Raw genomic sequence first — 20,718 nt, 5'->3', positions numbered from 1 at the left:
AGGAGAGAATGATGGAAATTAGACGACTGACTGCTGACGATGCTGAAGCCTATTATGAGCTAAGGTTAGAAGCATTAAAGAAGAATCCCGAAGCTTATGCGGCAAGCTACGAAGAAGCGATACAGAAGGACCACCCTATTGAGCAAACAGCTAGAAACATAAAGTCTAGTTACACGTTTGGTGCTTTTGTCAATAACACTATTGTAGGAGTTGTTACATTGGTAAGAGGTAGTGGAATGAAAATCCGACATAAAGCAGATCTTTTCGCTGTTTATGTGACGCCAGATCAACGAGGTAAAGGGGTCGGACGTGATCTACTTTCTCATGTGCTAGATTATGCGAAAAGCATGGATGGCTTGTTGAAGTTAAGTGTGTCTGTTGTAACGACCAACGAACGAGCAAAGTCGTTGTACAAAAGCTTCGGGTTCAAGACAATCCTGATCGAAGAGAAATCATTATATGTTAAAGGGACATTTCTTGATGAAGAGCATATGGTGCAATTTCTTTAATAAAGCAGACGTCATGACGTCTGCTTTATTGTGAATTCTTCGTTATAGAGGGCAACACGATAAGGAAATAGCTCGGCTGTCATGATCCCACCACGAACGGCGGGATCATTTCTCATGAGCTTTTGGGCTTCGTGTTCTGACGAAACCTGAATGACAACGATTCCAAAAGAAGACGGATCCTCATTCGTTGTTCTGCCCGCCATAATTAGGGTGTTGTTCTTTAACAGCTGCTGAAGTGAATGGAAATGCTCTGCTACAATGCTGTTTTCTTTCTCGGTCCAATTGCTTTCTTCCAAAAGCGCTGGTATTAATGATAGTTTATAAAGAAATTGTTTCATGAAAAACCTCCAGAATATAGGGGATATTACCTTTTTCTTGTTAACGCTTTGAATTCCTGCAATAAGTCGCTATTCCTCTAATGGGAAGCGGCTTTTTTGTTTTTCATGATAAAGATAAGCAAAAAAGTGCAAGAATTCCTCGTTTTTTTACCGTTGAAACGCTTACACATAGCGGTATAGAATGAAACACAGACATAAAAACGCATACATAGCATTGTACGCAACTTTGATTCCGCTTACATAAAGGAGTGGCAGCGATGAATATATTTACAATCGGATCATTTTTATTCTTTACAGGTATGGTTGCATTAATCTCCTATCTGTTTACGAGAAAAGAAAATTTAGAAACACAGGACGGTTATTTTCTTGGAGGAAGAAGTCTAGGTGCATGGGTCATTGCTGGCTCGCTGATGTTGACCAATTTATCAACAGAGCAGTTGGTTGGATTAAATGCTCAAGGGTATTCTGACACAATCGCTGTTATGGGCTGGGAAGTTGGTTCAGCCATTTCGTTAGTGATTGTCGCTTTCTTCTTGCTTCCCCGTTATCTTAAGGGTGGGATTACCACGATTCCTGATTTTCTAGAAGAGCGGTATGATTTTGGAACGAAGCAAATTGTTACTATTCTATTTCTTTTTGGGTACGTTTTCAACTTGCTTCCTCCGATACTGTATTCTGGTGCGGTTGCTCTGAATGGACTGTTCGATATCCCCGAAATGCTAGGGTTAGGTCGAATTGCTAGTTTGTATGTTACGGTGTTTGCAATTGGAATTATTGGAGCAATTTATGCGATTTTCGGTGGACTGAAAGCGGTAGCCGTATCCGATACGATCAATGGTATTGGCTTGCTTATTGGTGGATTAATGATTCCGATTATCGGATTGTATGTTCTTGGTGATGGATCAATCTTAGGTGGATTTAATACGATCGTAGAAAACTCTCCTGAGAAGCTAAATTCGGTTGGAGATGAGAATAGCCCTGTGCCTTTTGGTACCATGTTCACAGGAATGCTTCTCGTTAACTTATTCTACTGGGGAACTGCGCAGCATATTATGCAGCGTGCCATTGCAGCTAAGAACTTAAAGGAAGGACAGAAGGGCGTACTGATTGCAGCGTTCTTGAAGTTGCTTGGACCAGTCTTTCTTATTCTGCCTGGGATTATCGCTTATAACATGTTTGGACCGGGTCTTGAGCCAACAGATGCGTACCCAAGACTCGTGACGGAAGTATTGCCGAAACCTCTTGTTGGGTTTTTCGCAGCAGTTCTGTTTGGGGCGATTCTTTCATCCTTTAACTCAGCGCTCAATTCATCTGTTACGTTGATTGCACTAAACATCTATAAGCCATATTTTAATCCGAAAGCACCTGATCGGGTTGTTGTTCGAAAAGGGAAGTTTGTAGGGATTATTCTTGCTCTATTCGCAATGTGTATCGCACCACTGATCGATATGGTACCTCAAGGCTTCTTTCAATACTTGCAAATTGTAAATGGATTTTATAACGTTCCAATCTTTACAATTCTAATTGTTGGTTACTTAACAAAACGAGTTCCTTCCATTGCAGCGAAAATTGCGCTGTTTGTGTTTATCTCAACTTACGCTATGACACAGCTCGTTTGGGATACGGGAATACACTTCTTACACATACTAGGAATCTTGTTTGTGGTATGTACGATTCTAATGTTAGTGATTGGTAGAATTGCGCCCCGTGATAAAGATTTTGTACTTGAACAAAATGCGAAGGTGGATATGTCACCATGGAAGCTCCTTTACCCAGTTGGAATAGCAGCTTCAGTAGCAATGATTGTTATTTATATCTTACTTTCACCAATTGGAATCATTTCGTAATGTCCCCTTGTACGTCCATTTGATATAATAGGAGCAATGTCAAATGGAATGAAGGAATGATGTGTGATGAGTAAGGCGAGTGAGCCAATCGAATCGCTATATCATAGCGTATACGAATCATTAGAAAAGCTACAGTCTAAAGTTAATGATCTAGACGAAAAGCTTGATCCAAAAGATCCAGCTGATATAGAGAAGCTTGAACGAACGCAGTTTGCACTTCAGCTTTCAAAAGACGTATTAGAGAACTTTGTAGCATCTGGGAAAAGCATGACAATCAATTATGATAAGCGCACAATTACAATTGAGGTTTCCAAATGAAACAGGACCGCGAAAGCGGTCCTGTTTTGTTGTTCATAATGGGCTAGGTTGTATGGAGTGAAAGGTTTGTGCTTGATCGATATTTACCAGGTGACGTGCCGGTTACCTTTTTGAAAACTTTGTTAAAATAATTTGCATTTTTATACCCAATCAGGGCTGCAATGTCTTCTGAGGAATATTTGGTATTCAACAAGAGCTCTTTAGCCTTCTTAATGCGAATATCCGTTAAGTATTGAATTGGCGTCTGATTGGTATATTGCTTAAATTGCCTAGTGAAATGGTAGCGAGACATGCCGGATGAAGCCGCCATTTCATCAGGTCCAATTTCTTCTCCATAATGGTTCATTGCAAACATAGACGCTTCTACAATAGCTTCGGGCCACTGCGAAAGTCTCTTCTCAAGATTTGAACAGTAATTGAAGAGCTTCATCGTAAACTGATACGCATAACCTGATGCCTGGTGAGCGTTTGCTATTTGCTGTGATGCGGCCATTTCAATTAAATTTAATACGTAAAGAACAGGCTCAGAATCGGGCTGGAAGTGAATAATATGTCCCATTTCCTCTTGAATATCATTCCAGTATTTCTTCACCACATCTCCGTATAAGGTGATGTATATGAACTCCCAGCGTTCGCTATCATCTGGGAGATAGTAGCGGTAATCTCCTGGTATATTAACGATGAACCCCTGGCCTGGCGTGAGCTCATGCGTAAGACCGTCGATTTCAATACAACCTTTTCCCGAAATGGTGTATTGAAAAATATACTTTCCGGTGTCTCTACGATTTGTTCCATCCCAATCATAGAGAGAAGAAGTTTGCTCATCCCAACCGAGCGACCAAATTTGAGCAATGTTTTGAAGCATTGGATCTGAGAAACGATAGCCATATGCTCCGTATAATGTTGGCTTTTCTCCCATAGTAAATCTCCTTCGTAAGCAAAATAGTGCAATTGATTAAAAAAGAAAAAGGACGAATATTACTTTCTTTTTACTAGTTTAGCTGATGTGAAGACTTATGTCTAAGCAAGAAAAGGCAAAAATGCTATTTTTATTTACCATTGAATGAGGTGAATCGATTTTCTAAACTAAAGGTGGACAAGAAATCAAAGAAATGGAAACGTTTTCGATTGAGATTCGGAGGTTATAACTATGCCAGTAATGATTAATGATGATCGTCTGCAGTTCCACCTGCATGGTCGGAATGTAAGCTATATTTTTCATGTTATGGAAAACGGACAACTCGGACAGCTTTATTTCGGAAAAAAGCTACGCGATCGAGCTGACTTTAGCCACTTATCGAAGAAAGAGGCACGTGTCGCATCCTCTTATATAGAAGACGACCCATCTTTTTCGCTCGATTTAATTAAGCAGGAATACCCTGGCTACGGAACCTCAGATTATCGAGAGCCTGCGTTTCAAATTGAACAGCCAGATGGAAGTAGGATTTCGAATTTCACCTATCAATCGTATGAATTAATGAACGGAAAGCCGGAACTTCCAGGGCTTCCTGCAACTTACGTAGAGAATGAAGATGAGGCAGAGACACTTGTGGTTTATTTAGAAGATGCATATGCGAAATTATCATTAGCGCTTATGTATACGGTCTATCACAATCGTGATGTGATTGTTCGTTCCGCTTATTTTAAGAATAATGGGGATTCAACTCATGAGATCAAGCGAGCGCATAGTGCATCAGTCGATTTACCTGATGCTGATTATGAAATGCTCCAGCTATCTGGTTCGTGGTCACGTGAGAGGCATGTTCATGAGAGACGCCTTACGCCTGGAGTGCAAAGTATCCAGAGTACTCGAGGGACGAGTAGCAGTCAGCACAATCCGTTTCTTGCCCTGAAGAGACCGATGACAACAGAACATACAGGAGAAGTTTATGGATTTAGTCTCGTTTATAGCGGAAACTTCTCTGCGCAAGTAGAAGTGGATCACTATCATACTTCACGAATAACAATGGGAATTAACCCTTTTGATTTCTCATGGAAACTAAACGGGGGAGAGCACTTCCAAACACCTGAAGTTGTGATGGCGTATTCAGCTAATGGATTAAATGAATTAAGCAGAACCTATCATGAGCTTTATCGAAGTCGCTTAGCACGAGGCGTGTGGCGAGATGCTGAACGTCCTGTACTAATCAATAACTGGGAAGCTACGTATTTTGATTTCGATGAAGAAAAACTGTTGAACATAGCTGAGAAAGCAAAGGAAACAGGGATAGAGCTATTTGTTCTTGATGATGGATGGTTTGGAAAGCGAAATAATGATAGAACGTCCTTAGGTGATTGGTTCGTTGATTCTGCAAAGCTTCCTAACGGATTGCCAACTCTTGTTCGTAAAATCAATGATCTTGAGATGATGTTTGGGCTCTGGTTCGAACCAGAGATGATTTCGAAAGAAAGTGAGTTATATCGAAAACATCCAGAATGGGTGATTCAAGTGCCAGGACGAAGCCACTCTGTTGGACGACATCAGCTTGTTCTTGATTTCACTAATCCTGAAGTTGTGGATTATATATATGATCGAATGGCAGAGCTCCTAAAGGAATCGAACATTGAGTATGTGAAATGGGATATGAATCGGTATATGACAGAAGTTGGTTCGCTTCAATTGCATTCAAATCAGCAGGCTGAAGTGCCACACCGCTACATCCTTGGTGTTTACGACTTATATGAACGTCTGATTACAGCGTTTCCACATGTTCTATTTGAATCGTGTGCAAGTGGAGGTGCTCGATTTGATCCAGGGATGCTTTACTATGCTCCTCAAGGTTGGACAAGCGATGACACAGATGCGATTGAGCGACTAAGCATACAATACGGAACGTCGATGGTGTATCCGTTAAGCAGTATGGGAGCGCACGTCTCGGCAGTACCAAACCATCAAGTGAAGCGAGTTACAACTCTTGATACACGAGCAAATGTTGCTTATTTTGGTGCATTTGGATATGAGCTAGACGTAACAAAAATGAGTGATGATGAACTAGGCCAGATGAAAAATCAGATTAATTGGTACAAACAGTATCGCTCATTGCTTCAGTATGGAACATTCTATAGACTGCTCAGTCCTTTTCAAAATGGAGGGAATGAGACAAGCTGGATGGTTGTGTCAGAAGATCAAAAGAACGCGATTGTCGGCTATTATCAGGTTCTAGCTGAGCCTAATCCAGGATTCAAACGACTTCTCTTACATGGACTTAATCCAGAGCAGGAGTACTGTGTGAGCGGTTATGAGGGAACTTATTTTGGCGATGAACTAATGAGTGCTGGTCTTCAATTGTCGAGTGGTTACGATGGATCACAAACTGGTGGATTAGAAGAATCAGGAGACTATTCTTCACAAGTATTTGTTCTAACAGAATCAGGTCAACTTACAGATAGAGGTGAAAAGTCATGAGAGAGCTTGAACAGACATATAGCGAACAATTCGGTTCAGATGGGAAGGCGACTTTCTTCGCACCGGGACGAGTTAATTTAATAGGAGAGCATACAGATTATAATGGCGGACATGTTTTTCCATGCGCATTAAGTGTTGGCACATATGCTGTTGCAAGAAAGAGGGAAGATGATGTGGTGCGGTTCTATTCAATGAATTTTCCAGAACAAGGCGTCATTGAGTCTTCTATTTCTAGCCTAGCGTATGTGGAGCAGCATGATTGGGCGAACTATCCGAAAGGTGTAATCGCAATGTTCCAACAAGCGGGTTACAACATCCCATCTGGCCTTGATGTCGCGTTCTATGGAAATATTCCGAACGGGGCAGGGCTATCTTCTTCAGCTTCGATCGAACTTGTAATGTCAGTTGTGTTAAAAGATCTCTTTGAACTCTCTATTGATATGGTTGAAATGGTTCAGCTTTCACAGAGAGCAGAGAATGAATTCGTTGGAGTAAACTGTGGCATCATGGATCAGTTCGCAATTGGAATGGGGAAGCGAGATCATGCACTTCTCCTTAATTGTGACACATTAGAATACAAGGAAACGCCGATTAAGTTAGCACATCAGTCCTTGATTATTGCAAATACAAATAAGCGACGTGGACTTGCGGATTCGAAATACAATGAGCGTAGAAATCAGTGTGAAGAAGCACTTATCGCATTACAGAAGAAACTCTCAATTGCATCACTCGGTGATTTGACGGAAAAAGAGTTTGAGGAGAATAAGCAGTTGATTCAGGACCCTCTGGCACTAAAGCGGGCTCGCCACGCTGTGTATGAGAATCGACGAACGATGAAAGCTGTTAACTATTTAAATGAAGGGGATATTGAAGCTTTCGGAAGACTAATGAATGAATCACATGTTTCATTAAGAGATGATTATGAAGTAACTGGACAAGAATTAGATGCAATGGTTGAAGCCGCATGGGAAGAAGGCGCCATCGGATCAAGGATGACAGGGGCTGGTTTTGGAGGATGTATAATCAGTATCGTGGATAATGAGAAAGTGGATAGATTTATCAAAAACGTGGGTGAAATATACAGAAACCAAACCAATCTTGAGGCGTCGTTTTATGTGGTAGAGATCGGTAATGGCGCAAGAAAATTGGGATGTTGATTATATTCGTAACGCGATGTATCATTTTTTTAATTAAAATGAAAAAGTCTTACCACCCCACAAGAGGAGCGACTTAATCGCGATGAAGCTGGACAAAAAGCATTTGGAAGGTTTCTTCACCAATTGTGGTAATTAGAAAGACTGCTATACAAACGTGTAGCGGTTTTTTTAGTGGCTTTTTCTAAAGCCTCTTTTCTGAAGGCTCTTTTCTAAAAGATTGTTGCTTTTGAAAGAATTTTTATTTTGAAAACCACACTTAGCTAATTGGAGCGGAAGGATCCTCGACTCCTGCGGGACAAGCGGGACAGGTGAGACCCCGCAGGAGCGTTAGCGACGAGGAGGCTCACCGCCCGCCCCGCGGAAAGCGAGGATCCTGGAGCGGAAATTAACCCACGCTAATAGCAACAATGTTTATGAAAACAGACCTTTTATCTAGCGTTCGCCATGCTTGTTCCGACCATACTTGGTGCAGGTCCATAGTTTTGTATATAATGAAACCTGAACTAATGAAGAGGGAAAGGAGGACGATTATGGATGAATTGCTGTATTTAGGTGTTTTTCTACTCTATACGATAGCGATCTTAATTCTTGGAAAACACGGATTTGATAAAACAGATGAGTTAAAAGGATACTTTCTTGCTGACCGAAACCTCTCGTTATTTCCTGGTATCGCCTCTTTTTGCGCAACGTGGTTTAGTGCTGCATCACTCCTTGGTTTACCAGGGTTAATCTACGCAGGAGGGGTGTCTGTTATTTGGACAACCGCTATTGCGTGGTTACTAGGGATTGTTGGTCTATTCTTTCTATCATCCAAACTATATACATATAACGTCGTTACCGTTCCCGAGTTTTTCCTAATTCGGTATGACTCGAAGCTACTTCAAGTGTGGATCGGCATTGTTCTTAGCGTAAGCTATCTTTTATATGTGGTCATTCAAATTCGTGGCTTCGGAATTGTTGTAAGCGAAATGTTAGAAGTGCCCTATACGGTTAGTGTGTTTTTAATTTATATTTTTGTCCTATACACAACATTTGGCGGTCTGCATTCGGTTGCTAGAACAGATATTTTTCATTTCTGTTTAATTCTATTTGGAACCATTCTTGGGGCTATTTTGATTGTAAATGAAATCGGTGGGGTATCAGATGTTGTCTCAAGTATTGCTTCATTTGGGAATAGAGGGACTGATGCTTATTTATCACTATTACCTGAAGGTCGTTTGCCGTTCTGGACCTTGTTAAGTGCTTTCTTCTCACTAGGACTAGGTGTAGCTGCTAATCCTCAGTATGCTGTACGTATTCTATCCTCTCGTTCGAAGAGTATTGCTTTGAAGATGATTGTTCTCAGTGCGTTCTTCCTCGTCTTAATCTATTTCTCGATCTTTGTAATTGGTATCGGATCAAGAATAATAGATCCGGACCTTCAATTTAATAGTACCGATGAAATTTATCCATACATTATTACATACTTACTTGAAACACCCTGGAAGGGAATTTTGTTAATAAGCGTTGTAGCTGCTGCGATTTCCACGGCTAACTCTCAGCTTTTGATCATGGCAAGTAGCTTTGTTTATGACATTACAATTCCACTACGTAAGCAACAAGTAGCGGATCACAAAATCATTTCTTGGACCCGTTGGGTGATTTTCGCTTTTGCTACATTTTCACTTCTTATCGCTTTTACACCTCCAAAAGGAATTGTACAGTTTAGTGGTCATGTATGGGGAATCATTGCTGTTTCATTGTTTTTTCCTTTATATGGGGGATTATTTACAAAGGCGTCTAGAAATAATGCTCTTCTTTCTACATTCGGTGGAAGTGTTACATACTTGCTCGCATTTCTCCTTATACCTGGGGAAATACAGCCTGTTTATCATCCAGTGTTACCTTCCATAGCTGTGGCTGGATTTCTCTTCTTAATGAAAGGAGGTCGTCCATCCTAATGCGTCATTCCATAGAACGTAAAATATTATTCCCCTTTCTTATTATTGTTCTGGTGCCAAGCTTTATTATCGGAGCTGTATCAATGTGGTCGAGTTACCAATCTGAGAAACAGCTAAAACAAGCAACGGCAAGTGAGCACCTTAAAAGCTTGGATCGGTATGCTGAGAATTTAGCTAGCCGAGTGCAAAACGGTACCATGAGTGAAGGAGATGCAAAAGCACTCATCAAGATGATGATTTATGAAACGAAAGGTTTATATGTAGAGGATGAGGAGGGGGAGCTTACTTCAAATGGCCAGGTTATAAGTTCTAGTGAACTGGATTGGTACAATGGTGAGGTTGAAAATAGCTGGTTTATTGAACGTAAAGTACTGACGGAACAGCTGGAGGACTGGAATTGGATGCTCTATTCTCCTATTGAGTTCTCTTTTTATTCTGGATCCCTTCCTGATATTCAGAAATATACGCTACTAATTAGTATTTTCACTGGTATCATTGCTGTTCAGTTCACGATCATTCTCTCTTATAATCTTTCAAAGCCAATTAAGAATCTAGCTGCTTTTTGTAGGCAGATTGCTCTAGGAGGTCAGGTTAAGGATCTTGACATAAAAGAAACGCGTAAAGATGAAATTGGCGTCCTATCAACCTCTTTAAAAGAAATGGTGCAAACACTTGATGAACGGAATATCCAAATTGAGAAAATCAAACAGCTTAATGAAACAATTCTAAATAGCGTGCATGTTGGCATGGTACTTATTACTGAAGGATTTGAATTCGTTTATAATGAAGCAGCTCATAAGATGATGAGTCAAGACTCGATTCTAAAAAGACGTGTAAAAGATTTCACGATTCATGAAACGAGCAAGAGAGAAGAAGTAATATGGGATCATAAGTTAAATGAAGAGAAAGTCTATTATGCGGTAAACTATATGGTAATAGGAGGATCTGGAAAGCGATCCATTATGACGTTCGAAGATATTACGCACCGTAGGAAACTGGAGCTACGTGTTGAGCGCATGTCTCGATTAGCTTCATTAGGCGAGATGGCTTCAGGTATAGCTCATGAAATACGCAATCCACTCGCGGGGATTAAAGCGACAACTGAACTACTCATTCGAAGGTTGAATTTAAGTAATGACCAGTTAACCTTAACGGAGAATATGCTGCTTGATATTGATCGATTAAATAAGATCATAACGAATACTCTTCAATTCTCTAGTCCAATGAATTCTAATCCAGCAGTCGTTAAAGTAGATGATACCGTTCGATCACTTGTGATAGTTATGGATAGAATGGCGAACGAGAAAAATGTTCGATTGCATCAGATTGAAAGCAATTATGAAGTAATGGTAGATCGTGATCATCTGCGTCAAATTCTCCTGAATTTAATGATAAACGGAATGAACGCGATGCCTGAAGGTGGAGATCTAACCATCGAGTGTCAAAAATCGGGGAATGATCGAACGATTACCGTATCAGACACCGGGATTGGTATGAGCGATGCTGTAATGGAGAAAATATTTGATCCATTCTATACAACTCGTGCTGAAGGTACTGGTCTTGGACTATCCATTGTTCACCAACTTGTCGTTCAGAATAACGGAGAAATTGATGTTAGAAGTACAGCAGGTAAAGGAACAACGTTCTTTATTACATTTCCATCAAGAAAGGAGGAGGAGTAAATGGCTGTAAGAGTAGGAATTGTTGATGATGAAACAACGTTACGTCTAACACTCCAAATGTTCTTAGAAGATGAAGGATACGACGTGCGGACGGGAGCTACACTTGAAGAAGGCTGGAAGTTAGTCGATGAATTCAGTCCACAGGTCCTCTTGTTAGATATTCGATTGCCAGACGGAAACGGTCTTGATTCGCTTCACGAATTGAAAGAACGGTATCCAGAAATGGCCGTCATGATGTTAACCGCCTTTGGTGATGCGAAAACGGCTGTAAGGGCGATTAAAGAAGGCGCGTTTGATTATTTAACAAAACCATTTGAGCTAGAAGAACTGAAAATTACACTTGAGAAGTGGATCAAGCAGCATCATCTTGAGAAAGAAGTTGAACGGTATAGAGAAGAAGAACGGCGGACAAAACTTGTTCAAATGATTGGTGAAAGCGTACAAATGAATGAATTAAAAGCGAAGATTTCACTCATAGCTGAAAGCAATGATACGACCGTCCTTGTTAGAGGCGAAACTGGGACAGGAAAAGAGCTTGTTGCAAGAAGTGTTCATCAACAAAGTAAACGGGCTGATGGACCGTTTGTAGCAGTAAACTGTGCAAGTATACCCTCAGACTTAATAGAGATTGAATTATTCGGTCGAGAGAAAAATGGAGTAACCGATCATTCGGATCCCAAGGTAGGCTTGATGGAGTGGGCAGATGGCGGCACGCTCTTTCTTGATGAAATTGGCGATCTATCGCTGGATATTCAAGTAAAGCTTCTGCGCTTTTTGGAAGATAAAAAGATTAAGCGCATTGGAAGTGTCCACGATATTGAAATGGATGTTCGTGTAATCGCTGCTACGAATCGTTCGCTTGAAGAAATGATTGAGGAGAAGGAATTTCGGTCAGATCTTTATTACCGGTTGAATGTTGTTCCGATTAGATTGTCTCCATTGCGCGAAAGAGATCGCGATATCGTGATGCTGACGGAACATTTCCTTGATGAATTCTGTCAGCAGATGCGGAAAGAAACACCAATACTAAGAGCTGACGCGAAAAAGCGGTTATTAAATTACGGTTGGCCGGGAAACGTAAGAGAGCTGAAGAATACAATTGAACGAATTGCCATATTGCATCAGGAAAGTGAGTTAGCTGCTCATCACTTTGACTTTCTTAATCCTGTGGAGGGCAATGTTGAAGGGTCGAAGTCGATTGATGATGTTGTCTTTGACGAATCATTTTCTCTAGAAGATCATATCGAATCAATCGAAAAGAAGTATATTGAAAAAGCGATTCAAGAGTCAAAGTGGAACATCACACAGGCAGGGAAGCTGCTAGGAATTAGTCGGTATGCGTTACAACGCAGAATTGAAAAATATAATATAACGTGAGCGAAATCGCCCGATATGGGCGGTTTTTTTGTGCGGAATCTTGTATTATTTTCTGAAAATTACGTGATATCGTAGAGGTAAGAGATAGTTTGCATCGTTTCAGCTATAAGTTAAATGATAGTCATAAGGGGGTATTTGATGGGAATTGAAAATAAAAAACCAATTGAACCATTAGAGAACGGTCCAACGAAAAGTAAATGGGGTGTCATACTTGGCGCTGCATTCTTAATGGGATCATCTGCAATTGGTCCAGGATTTCTAACACAAACAGCTGTCTTTACAGAGCAGCTACTCGCAAGCTTTGGGTTTGTTATCTTAATGTCCATTATCCTGGACATTGGTGTACAAGCGAATATCTGGAGGATTATTGCGGTATCGAAAAAAAGAGGACAAGATATAGCGAACATGGTCGTACCTGGGCTTGGGTACTTCTTAGCATTTGCAGTAGCGCTCGGTGGTCTTGCCTTTAATATCGGTAACGTTGGTGGTGCTGGACTTGGTATGAACGTTTTGTTCGGCATTGATCCAAGAATTGGGGCAGCAATTACAGGCGTTATTACAATCGGAATTTTCCTATCGAAAGAAGCAGGCGTTGCGATGGATAAAATCGCTCGCATTCTTGGTGGGTTAATGATTCTACTCACACTTTATGTAGCATTCCAAAGTAATCCGCCAGTGGGTGACGCAATTGTTCATACATTCGCACCGGATAAAATCGATGTATTTGCCATTATTACGTTAGTTGGTGGTACAGTTGGCGGTTATATTACGTTTGCTGGAGGGCATCGATTGCTAGATGCTGGTATTTCAGGAAAAGAGAACCTTCATCAAGTAACAAAAAGCTCGGTATCAGGTATTTTAATTGCTTCTATTATGCGTGTCTTTCTATTTCTAGCAGTACTAGGTGTTGTGGCGACAGGATTCAAATTGGACCCGTCTAACCCACCTGCATCAGTTTTCCAACAGGCAGCAGGCGCAATTGGATATAAGATGTTTGGGATTGTGTTATGGGCAGCAGGAATAACATCAGTCGTTGGGGCAGCTTATACATCTGTATCTTTTCTACGTACATTATCGAAAAAGGTGGATCGCCATCATTCAGGCGTTACGATCGGATTTATCTTGGTATCGACAATTATCTTTGCCTTTATCGGTAAGCCAGTGCTATTACTGATTCTTGCAGGAGCGTTCAATGGATTAATTTTGCCGGTTGCGTTAGGAACACTCTTAATCGCTGCTTACAAGAAGTCAATTGTAGGTGACTATAAGCATCCGATGTGGTTAACGATTTTCGGTGGATTTGTCTTTATAATCACAGCTTATTTAGCGATTGTGACCCTAATTGACAAAGTACCAATGCTCTTTTCTTAAGGCTCTATTATGAAAAAATTGTTGTTTTTAAATGATTTTTATATGGAGAACCACACTTCTTATAGCAACAAAGTATACAAAAAGCATTTCTTAAAGGTTAGGAGGAACATCTGTGAAACTTGATTATCATCCACTCGGAGATACAGGTATTCAACTTGTATTCGGATCCGAGATTTCAGAAGAAACAAATCAGAAGATAAGAATGTTTGCTGAAGATCTAAATAACCATCCTATTGACGGTGTTGTGGAATGGGTTCCAGCTTATACAACATTAACGATTTATTATCTCCCAAACAAAATATCGTACGGAGTATTACAAGAAAAGCTCGAAGCGATGAGTGAACAACAACATGGAAGAGAAGCAGCGTCTGCTTCTCTTGTTTATATCATCCCAACTTATTATGGAGAAGAAGGCTCAGATCTATCTTTTGTGGCCGAACACAACAGTATGAGTGAGGAAGATGTGATTAACGTTCATGCTAATAAGGACTATCTTATCTACATGATGGGCTTTGTTCCTGGATTCCCTTATTTAGGAGGAATGCCAGAGGAGATTGCAACTCCAAGACGCGTTGATCCCCGTGCGGAGATTCATCCTGGATCAGTTGGAATTGCAGGTTCTCAAACAGGTATATATCCACTCGAATCTCCAGGTGGTTGGCAAATCATTGGTCGAACGCCAGTTAAACTATATGATCCATCAAGTGAAGAACCAATTCTATTGGAGTCAGGCCATTATTTACGATTTGTGTCGATTAACAAAGAGGAATATAAGGAAATTGAAGAAGCAATCAAACGTGGTGAATACGTTGTTCAAACAGAGGAGAAAAAGGTGGGATAAAAATGAAGTCAGTTGATTTAAATAGTGATTTAGGAGAGAGCTTTGGCGCGTATACGATCGGAAACGATGAGAATGTACTTGAGTTTATTTCATCTGCTAATATCGCTTGCGGGTATCACGCAGGCGACCACAATGTCATGATGAAAACAGTGAAGTTAGCACATTCCCTTGGAGTAGGAATTGGTGCACATCCAGGATTTCCTGATCTCGGTGGCTTTGGGCGTCGTGATATGAACCTCTCTGCTGATGAGGTATTTAATCTAGTTGCTTATCAAGTTGGAGCGATTCAGGGTATCGCGAATGTTCACCAAGCACGTGTGCAACATGTAAAGCCACACGGTGCGCTTTACAATCGAGCAGCAAAAGACGCTACAATTGCAAACGCGATTGCAAGCGCTATCTATTCTGTGGATTCAGAACTTGTGTTATATGGGTTAGCTGGAAGTGAACTCGTTCGTGAAGGGAAAGAAGTCGGTTTATCCGTTGCAGAGGAAGTATTCGCAGACCGTACATATCAGCCCGATGGTACGTTAACGCCTAGATTAGAACCGAATGCGATGATACATGATGCTGATACTGCAGTTGAACGGGTCATTCGAATGGTGAACGAACAGAAAGTAACGGCTGTAGATGGACAGGATATCTCAATTCAGGCTGATACCATTTGTGTTCATGGGGACGAACCTGAAGCCCTTCGATTTGTGCAGCAGTTGAAGAACCGCTTAGAAGAAGAAGGAATTCGAATTCAATCTGTTGGAGTGAATGCCAATGTCTAATGCCATCTTCAAAGTCACTAAACCAGGACTTTTAACGACGATACAAGATCATGGTCGAGTCGGATACCAGCAGTATGGCATTGTTGTTTCAGGTGCAATGGATTCTTTCGCCATGAACATTGCTAATTTTCTAGTCGGAAATCAGAGGGATGAAGCGGTTCTCGAAGTGACGGTGATGGGGCCAAAACTAGCAATAATAGGAAATGCTGTTATCGCGATTTGTGGAGGCAATCTCTCTCCAAAAGTGAACGGTGAGAAAGTGCAGATGTGGAAAAGCTTTGAAGTGAACGAAGGAGATACCCTTGAATTCGGACAGCCACTTGAAGGCGCTCGCGCTTACATTAGCCTCGCAGGAGGATTCGATCTTCCATTTGTGATGGGAAGTAAATCTACCTATTTAAAAGCTGGTATAGGTGGATTAGAAGGACGTGCCCTTGAAAAAGGTGATGTTCTCTATGGTACAGGGACAATAAGCGGAAAGAGTGGACGAGCGTTACATCGAGATGAGGTTCCAACCTATTCGAAAGAAATGGAGATTCGTGTTGTGATGGGCCCTCATCATCATGCTTTCTCTGAAGAAGCCGTTCAGACGTTTCTATCATCAACTTATGAAGTAACACCTAAATCAGATCGAATGGGCTTTCGCGTAGAAGGACCAAAATTAGCACACGAAACGTCAGCTGATATTATTTCAGAAGCGATTCCGCTTGGTGGGATACAAGTTCCGGCAAATGGACAGCCGATTATTCTAATGGCTGATCGCCAGACGACGGGGGGATATACGAGAATCGCAACCGTTATTTCAGGAGACATTCCGTATCTTTCACAAGCGATGCCTGGTTGCAAAATTCGCTTCCGTGAAGTATCTGTGGAAGAAGCTCAAGAAATATATGAAAACAACGATCGATTGATTCGCACATTAGAGAAGGTTTCTAATCTTCGTTAGTAAAGGGGAATGTGAAGTGTTAAATTCAAAAGAAATTATTGAAATTATTACATATGTGAACGGATCTACAGTAGATGAAGTGCATTACGAGCATGAGAGTTTCGTAGTAAAAGTGAAAAACCAGAACCCTAATGGCGAGAGTAATAACCAAGACTCATCAACTGAACAGGTTCCAAACATTGTGAAGGAGAGAGGGCAGGAGGACATTGCGTCTGAGCCTGTGAAAACAACACTAGAGGAAGAAAGTAAGACGCATACGGTTACTTCACCAATGGTTGGTATGTTCTATGCATCACCATCTCCTGATGACGCTGTATTCGTAAATGTTGGTGATTATGTGAGCGAAGATACTGTTGTATGTGTTCTCGAAGCGATGAAAATGTTTAATGACGTTCAGGCAGATGTGAACGGAGAAATCATAGATATACTCGTTCAAAATGGAGATCTTGTTGAATTCGGTCAACCGCTATTCAAAGTGAAAGCAGAATAGGAGAGGGTCATATGGGAATCAATAGAGTGTTAGTCGCTAATCGTGGAGAAATAGCTGTTCGCATTATTCGCGCGTGCCATGAACTAGAGCTAGAGGCGATTGCGATCTATTCAGAAGCCGATCGTGATGCTCTGCATGTGCAATTAGCGGATGAAAGCTATTGCGTTGGACCTACTTCTTCGAAAGACAGCTATTTATACGTTTCAAATATAATGACAATAGCAGTTAATGCTAGTGTAGATGCGATTCATCCAGGGTACGGATTTCTTGCGGAAAATGCAGACTTTGCCGAGGTATGTGAAGACTCACAGATTATCTTCATTGGTCCAAGTAAGCATGCGATTAAACGAATGGGGATTAAGGATATTGCACGAAAGACGATGCAAGAAGCAGGCGTCCCAATTGTTCCCGGATCCAGTGGTATTATCGATAGCAAAGAAGAGGCTGTTGAACTTGCAAATGAGATGGGTTACCCAGTCATTATTAAAGCAACTGCTGGTGGCGGTGGTAAAGGGATACGAGTCGTCAAAGAGGAGCAGGAATTAATCAAAGCCATTAATGTTACTCAGCAGGAAGCAGCGAAAGCATTTGGCAATGCGGGAGTGTACATTGAGAAATTCATTGAGGATTTCCGACATATTGAAATTCAAATTTTAGCAGATCGCCACGGAAATGTGGTTCATTTAGGTGAACGGGACTGCTCTATTCAAAGAAGGATGCAAAAATTAGTTGAAGAGACTCCATCACCCGCGCTTAATGAATCTGTTCGCTTAGAAATGGGAGAAGCTGCCGTTCGAGCTGCAAAGGCAGTAAATTATACAGGTGCAGGAACTGTTGAGTTCATTTTTGACAAGGACGGGCATTTCTATTTTATGGAGATGAATACTCGTATTCAAGTTGAGCATCCTGTCACAGAGATGGTAACAGGTGTTGATTTAATTAAAGAGCAGATTACAGTAGCGGATAACAAACCATTATCTTTCTCACAAGGAGACGTAAACTTAACCGGATGGGCGATGGAATGTCGTATTAACGCGGAAGATCCTGATAATGGGTTCATGCCGTCTCCAGGAAAAGTAGAAAAGTACGTCCCTCCAGGAGGCTTCGGTGTTCGTGTGGATTCTGCAGTCTATCCAGGCTATGTGATCCCTCCATTTTATGATTCAATGGTAGCTAAGCTTATTACATATGGCGCGTCACGTGAAGAAGCTATGCTTCGTATGAAACGCTCACTCCGTGAATTCATGATTGAAGGAGTGAAAACAACGATTCCATTTCATCTGAAACTGTTACATCATGAAAAGTTTGTTGAAGGTGATTTTAATACAAAGTTCCTAGAGATTTACGAACTGTAAAAGAGGAGAGATGAGGATGCATCCTAAAGAACAGCGTCTTAAATACAGGGAAAACCTTGAAAATGGAACGACTTCAGGGGTATGCGATGGTTATCTCCAAGCGAATATGATCTCACTCCCAGCAAAGTACGCATTTGAGTTTCTCTTATTTTGCCAGCGTAATCCAAAGCCTTGTCCGGTTGTTGATGTGCTTGAGGCAGGTCAAGTTGTCCCGAGGATTGCGGATGCAGATATTCGAACAGATCTCCCTAAATACCGTATTTACAAGTACGGAGATCTAGAGAGAGAAACGCATGATCTAAAAGACGTGTGGGAGAATGACTTTGTAACCTTTTTGCTAGGATGTAGCTTCACATTCGAGAAAGCATTAGCTGAAGCAGGGATTAGTTTACTTCATCAAGAGATGAAGAAAGTTGTTCCAATGTATCAAACATCTATATCGTGTGAGGAAGCTGGTAGCTTTAAAGGTGAAATGGTCGTGAGTATGCGAGCAATCAAGAAAGAGGAATTAGAAGATACCATTCGAATTACTTCGAAGTTTCCACATGCTCATGGAGCACCAGTTCATATCGGCAATCCTACCGAAATTGGCATTCATAACTTAGAACAACCAGACTACGGAGAATTCACACCTTTTGAAGAAGGTAAACGGATTCCTGTTTTCTGGGCATGCGGTGTAACGCCACAGTATGTAGGGTTGAATGCAAAGCCCGAAATCATGATTACGCATGCGCCGGGTCATATGTTGATAACGGATCAAGAAGAATAAAATAAGAGAAGTGCTGGATGCAAAGAGGAGCCTACATCATATATATGATGTAGGCTTTTTTTATAGTTAATACGCGAATTAGTACGTAATTTAATATGTTAAACAGCTAAGCTGAATTAGCAGATGGAGAACTGCCAATTTCTAAGGTTCACAATGATTAATATATTTTATTATATAAGTATTCTATTATTTCACATTTTAAAAATTAAAGAATAAAAATAGATATAAAGAGGGTGAAATTATGCGATATAACGGTGGTAATAATTATACTTATTGTCCTTACTGTGGAAGCAACTGTTATAATCGCAAGCAAGTTAATTTTATCGATACGTCTTCCGGCGGTTGTTCATGTGGGTGTGGCAATTGTTATTTCCCTGTTGAACCAGGAGCAACAGGAGCAACAGGAGCAACAGGAGCAACAGGTGAAGGAGGAGCCGGATCAACCGGACCAACAGGCGCAACCGGAGCAACCGGAGCAACCGGAGCAAGAGGGGCAGCGGGTGCAACAGGAGCGACAGGACCTACGGGGGGCACGGGAACTACTGGAGAAGCTGGAGCAAAAGGGAATACTGGTGCCACGGGAACGACAGGATCGACTGGAGAAAGAGGAGCACAAGGAGAAGCGGGACGAACAGGATCAACCGGTTCAACAGGAAGTACGGGAGAAACGGGAGCAACAGGTACTACCGGTGTAACAGGAGCGACGGGCTCAACGGGAGAAACCGGAGCAACAGGTGTTACGGGAGCCACGGGAGAAACGGGAGCAAAAGGTACTACCGGTGTAGCAGGAGCCACGGGATCAACAGGAGTAGCAGGTTCGACTGGAGCTACAGGAACAACCGGAGTCACAGGAACAACTGGGCCAACTGGAGCAACAGGTGTTACGGGAGCCACAGGAGAAGTTGGAGCAAAAGGTACTACCGGTGTAACAGGAGCGACGGGCTCAGCCGGAGCCACGGGATCAACGGGATCAGCGGGTTCGACCGGAGCAACTGGGCCAACCGGTTCAACAGGAAATACGGGAGCCACGGGAGAAGCTGGAGCAAAAGGTACTACCGGTGTAACAGGAGCGACCGGCTCAACGGGAGAAACCGGATCAACAGGAGTAGCAGGTTCGACAGGAGCCACGGGAGCTACAGGAACAACCGGAGTCACCGGAACAACTGGGCCAACCGGTTCAACAGGTGTTACGGGAGCCACGGGAGAAGTTGGAGCAAAAGGTACTACTGGTGTAACAGGAGCTACCGGAACAACCGGGGCAACTGGAGCCACTGGAACAAAAGGAGCAACGGGAACAGTCGGATCTACTGGGGCCACCGGGTCAACCGGAGTCACCGGAGAAACTGGAGCAACAGGTGTTACGGGAGCCACGGGAGAAGCTGGAGCAAAAGGTACTACCGGTGTAACAGGAGCGACCGGCTCAACTGGAGCCACGGGATCAACAGGAGTAGCGGGTTCGACTGGAGCAACTGGAGCCACGGGATCAACAGGAGTAGCAGGTTCGACCGGAGCAACTGGGCCAACCGGTTCAACAGGAAATACGGGAGCCACGGGAGAAGCTGGAGCAAAAGGTACTACCGGTGTAACAGGAGCGAC

General features: G+C 42.0%; 18 protein-coding genes. 16 read left to right on the top strand and 2 right to left on the bottom strand.

What is annotated here, in order from left to right; translation table 11 throughout:
* Positions 1-8: 8 nt before the first annotated feature.
* Positions 9-509 (top strand): GNAT family N-acetyltransferase, encoded by a 501-nt coding sequence (locus tag JI666_RS12415; RefSeq protein ID WP_286170789.1) that lies wholly within the window; start codon positions 9-11, stop codon positions 507-509.
* An 11-nt stretch (positions 510-520) separates the two neighbouring features.
* Here the strand turns inward: JI666_RS12415 and JI666_RS12410 are convergent, their stop codons facing one another.
* Positions 521-847 (bottom strand): YciI family protein, encoded by a 327-nt coding sequence (locus tag JI666_RS12410; RefSeq protein WP_206892241.1) that lies wholly within the window; start codon positions 845-847, stop codon positions 521-523.
* A gap of 257 nt (positions 848-1,104) precedes the next feature.
* On the opposite strand from JI666_RS12410, the gene JI666_RS12405 reads away from it, so the two are divergent.
* On the top strand, positions 1,105-2,694 hold the full coding sequence (locus JI666_RS12405) for a solute:sodium symporter family transporter (RefSeq protein WP_206892239.1): 1,590 nt from the start codon (positions 1,105-1,107) through the stop codon (positions 2,692-2,694).
* A gap of 66 nt (positions 2,695-2,760) precedes the next feature.
* Entirely contained in the window at positions 2,761-3,012 is a 252-nt protein-coding gene (locus tag JI666_RS12400; RefSeq protein WP_206892237.1) for a hypothetical protein, read from the top strand.
* Positions 3,013-3,055: 43 nt separating this feature from the next.
* Here JI666_RS12400 and JI666_RS12395 read toward each other — a convergent pair whose 3' ends face one another.
* Positions 3,056-3,931, bottom strand: coding sequence for an AraC family transcriptional regulator (locus JI666_RS12395; protein ID WP_206892236.1), 876 nt, complete (start codon positions 3,929-3,931; stop codon positions 3,056-3,058).
* 231 nt (positions 3,932-4,162) lie between these two features.
* Here JI666_RS12395 and JI666_RS12390 point away from each other — a divergent pair, with 231 nt between their 5' ends.
* The 13 genes from JI666_RS12390 to JI666_RS12330 all read left to right on the top strand — a co-directional run.
* The gene (locus JI666_RS12390; RefSeq protein ID WP_206892235.1) at positions 4,163-6,418 is read left to right on the top strand and encodes an alpha-galactosidase; all 2,256 of its coding nucleotides are present in this window, start codon (positions 4,163-4,165) and stop codon (positions 6,416-6,418) included.
* Positions 6,415-7,575: a galactokinase gene (locus JI666_RS12385; protein ID WP_206892234.1), complete on the top strand. Its 1,161-nt coding sequence runs from the start codon at positions 6,415-6,417 to the stop codon at positions 7,573-7,575. The genes JI666_RS12390 and JI666_RS12385 overlap by 4 nt, the downstream gene beginning before the upstream one ends.
* Before the next feature lie 530 nt (positions 7,576-8,105).
* The gene (locus JI666_RS12380; protein WP_169525216.1) at positions 8,106-9,515 is read left to right on the top strand and encodes a sodium:solute symporter family protein; all 1,410 of its coding nucleotides are present in this window, start codon (positions 8,106-8,108) and stop codon (positions 9,513-9,515) included.
* Positions 9,515-11,197, top strand: coding sequence for a sensor histidine kinase (locus JI666_RS12375; RefSeq protein ID WP_206892233.1), 1,683 nt, complete (start codon positions 9,515-9,517; stop codon positions 11,195-11,197). The genes JI666_RS12380 and JI666_RS12375 overlap by 1 nt, the downstream gene beginning before the upstream one ends.
* Entirely contained in the window at positions 11,198-12,574 is a 1,377-nt protein-coding gene (locus JI666_RS12370; protein ID WP_206892232.1) for a sigma-54-dependent transcriptional regulator, read from the top strand. It begins immediately after the preceding gene.
* A 138-nt stretch (positions 12,575-12,712) separates the two neighbouring features.
* Positions 12,713-13,945: an NRAMP family divalent metal transporter gene (locus JI666_RS12365; protein WP_136946264.1), complete on the top strand. Its 1,233-nt coding sequence runs from the start codon at positions 12,713-12,715 to the stop codon at positions 13,943-13,945.
* A 112-nt stretch (positions 13,946-14,057) separates the two neighbouring features.
* On the top strand, positions 14,058-14,786 hold the full coding sequence (pxpB, locus tag JI666_RS12360) for a 5-oxoprolinase subunit PxpB (RefSeq protein ID WP_206892231.1): 729 nt from the start codon (positions 14,058-14,060) through the stop codon (positions 14,784-14,786).
* 2 nt (positions 14,787-14,788) lie between these two features.
* Positions 14,789-15,562 (top strand): LamB/YcsF family protein, encoded by a 774-nt coding sequence (locus tag JI666_RS12355; RefSeq protein ID WP_206892222.1) that lies wholly within the window; start codon positions 14,789-14,791, stop codon positions 15,560-15,562.
* Positions 15,555-16,508, top strand: coding sequence for a 5-oxoprolinase subunit C family protein (locus JI666_RS12350; RefSeq protein ID WP_206892220.1), 954 nt, complete (start codon positions 15,555-15,557; stop codon positions 16,506-16,508). The genes JI666_RS12355 and JI666_RS12350 overlap by 8 nt, the downstream gene beginning before the upstream one ends.
* A gap of 16 nt (positions 16,509-16,524) precedes the next feature.
* Entirely contained in the window at positions 16,525-16,998 is a 474-nt protein-coding gene (gene accB / locus JI666_RS12345; RefSeq protein ID WP_206892218.1) for an acetyl-CoA carboxylase biotin carboxyl carrier protein, read from the top strand.
* Positions 16,999-17,009: 11 nt separating this feature from the next.
* Positions 17,010-18,353, top strand: coding sequence for an acetyl-CoA carboxylase biotin carboxylase subunit (gene accC, locus JI666_RS12340; RefSeq protein ID WP_206892216.1), 1,344 nt, complete (start codon positions 17,010-17,012; stop codon positions 18,351-18,353).
* Positions 18,354-18,369: 16 nt separating this feature from the next.
* Positions 18,370-19,122, top strand: a complete 753-nt coding sequence (locus JI666_RS12335) for a putative hydro-lyase (RefSeq protein ID WP_206892213.1) — start codon at positions 18,370-18,372, stop codon at positions 19,120-19,122.
* A gap of 241 nt (positions 19,123-19,363) precedes the next feature.
* Positions 19,364-20,718, top strand: a 1,355-nt coding sequence (locus JI666_RS12330; RefSeq protein ID WP_206892212.1) for a hypothetical protein, incomplete at its 3' end; no start/stop codon positions are given.

It is taken from the genome of Bacillus sp. NTK071 (genome assembly GCF_017303315.1).
Lineage (GTDB): Bacteria > Bacillota > Bacilli > Bacillales > Guptibacillaceae > Guptibacillus.
Note: the sequence above shows the minus strand (reverse complement) of the source record. Positions and strands in the feature narration are given on the sequence as shown.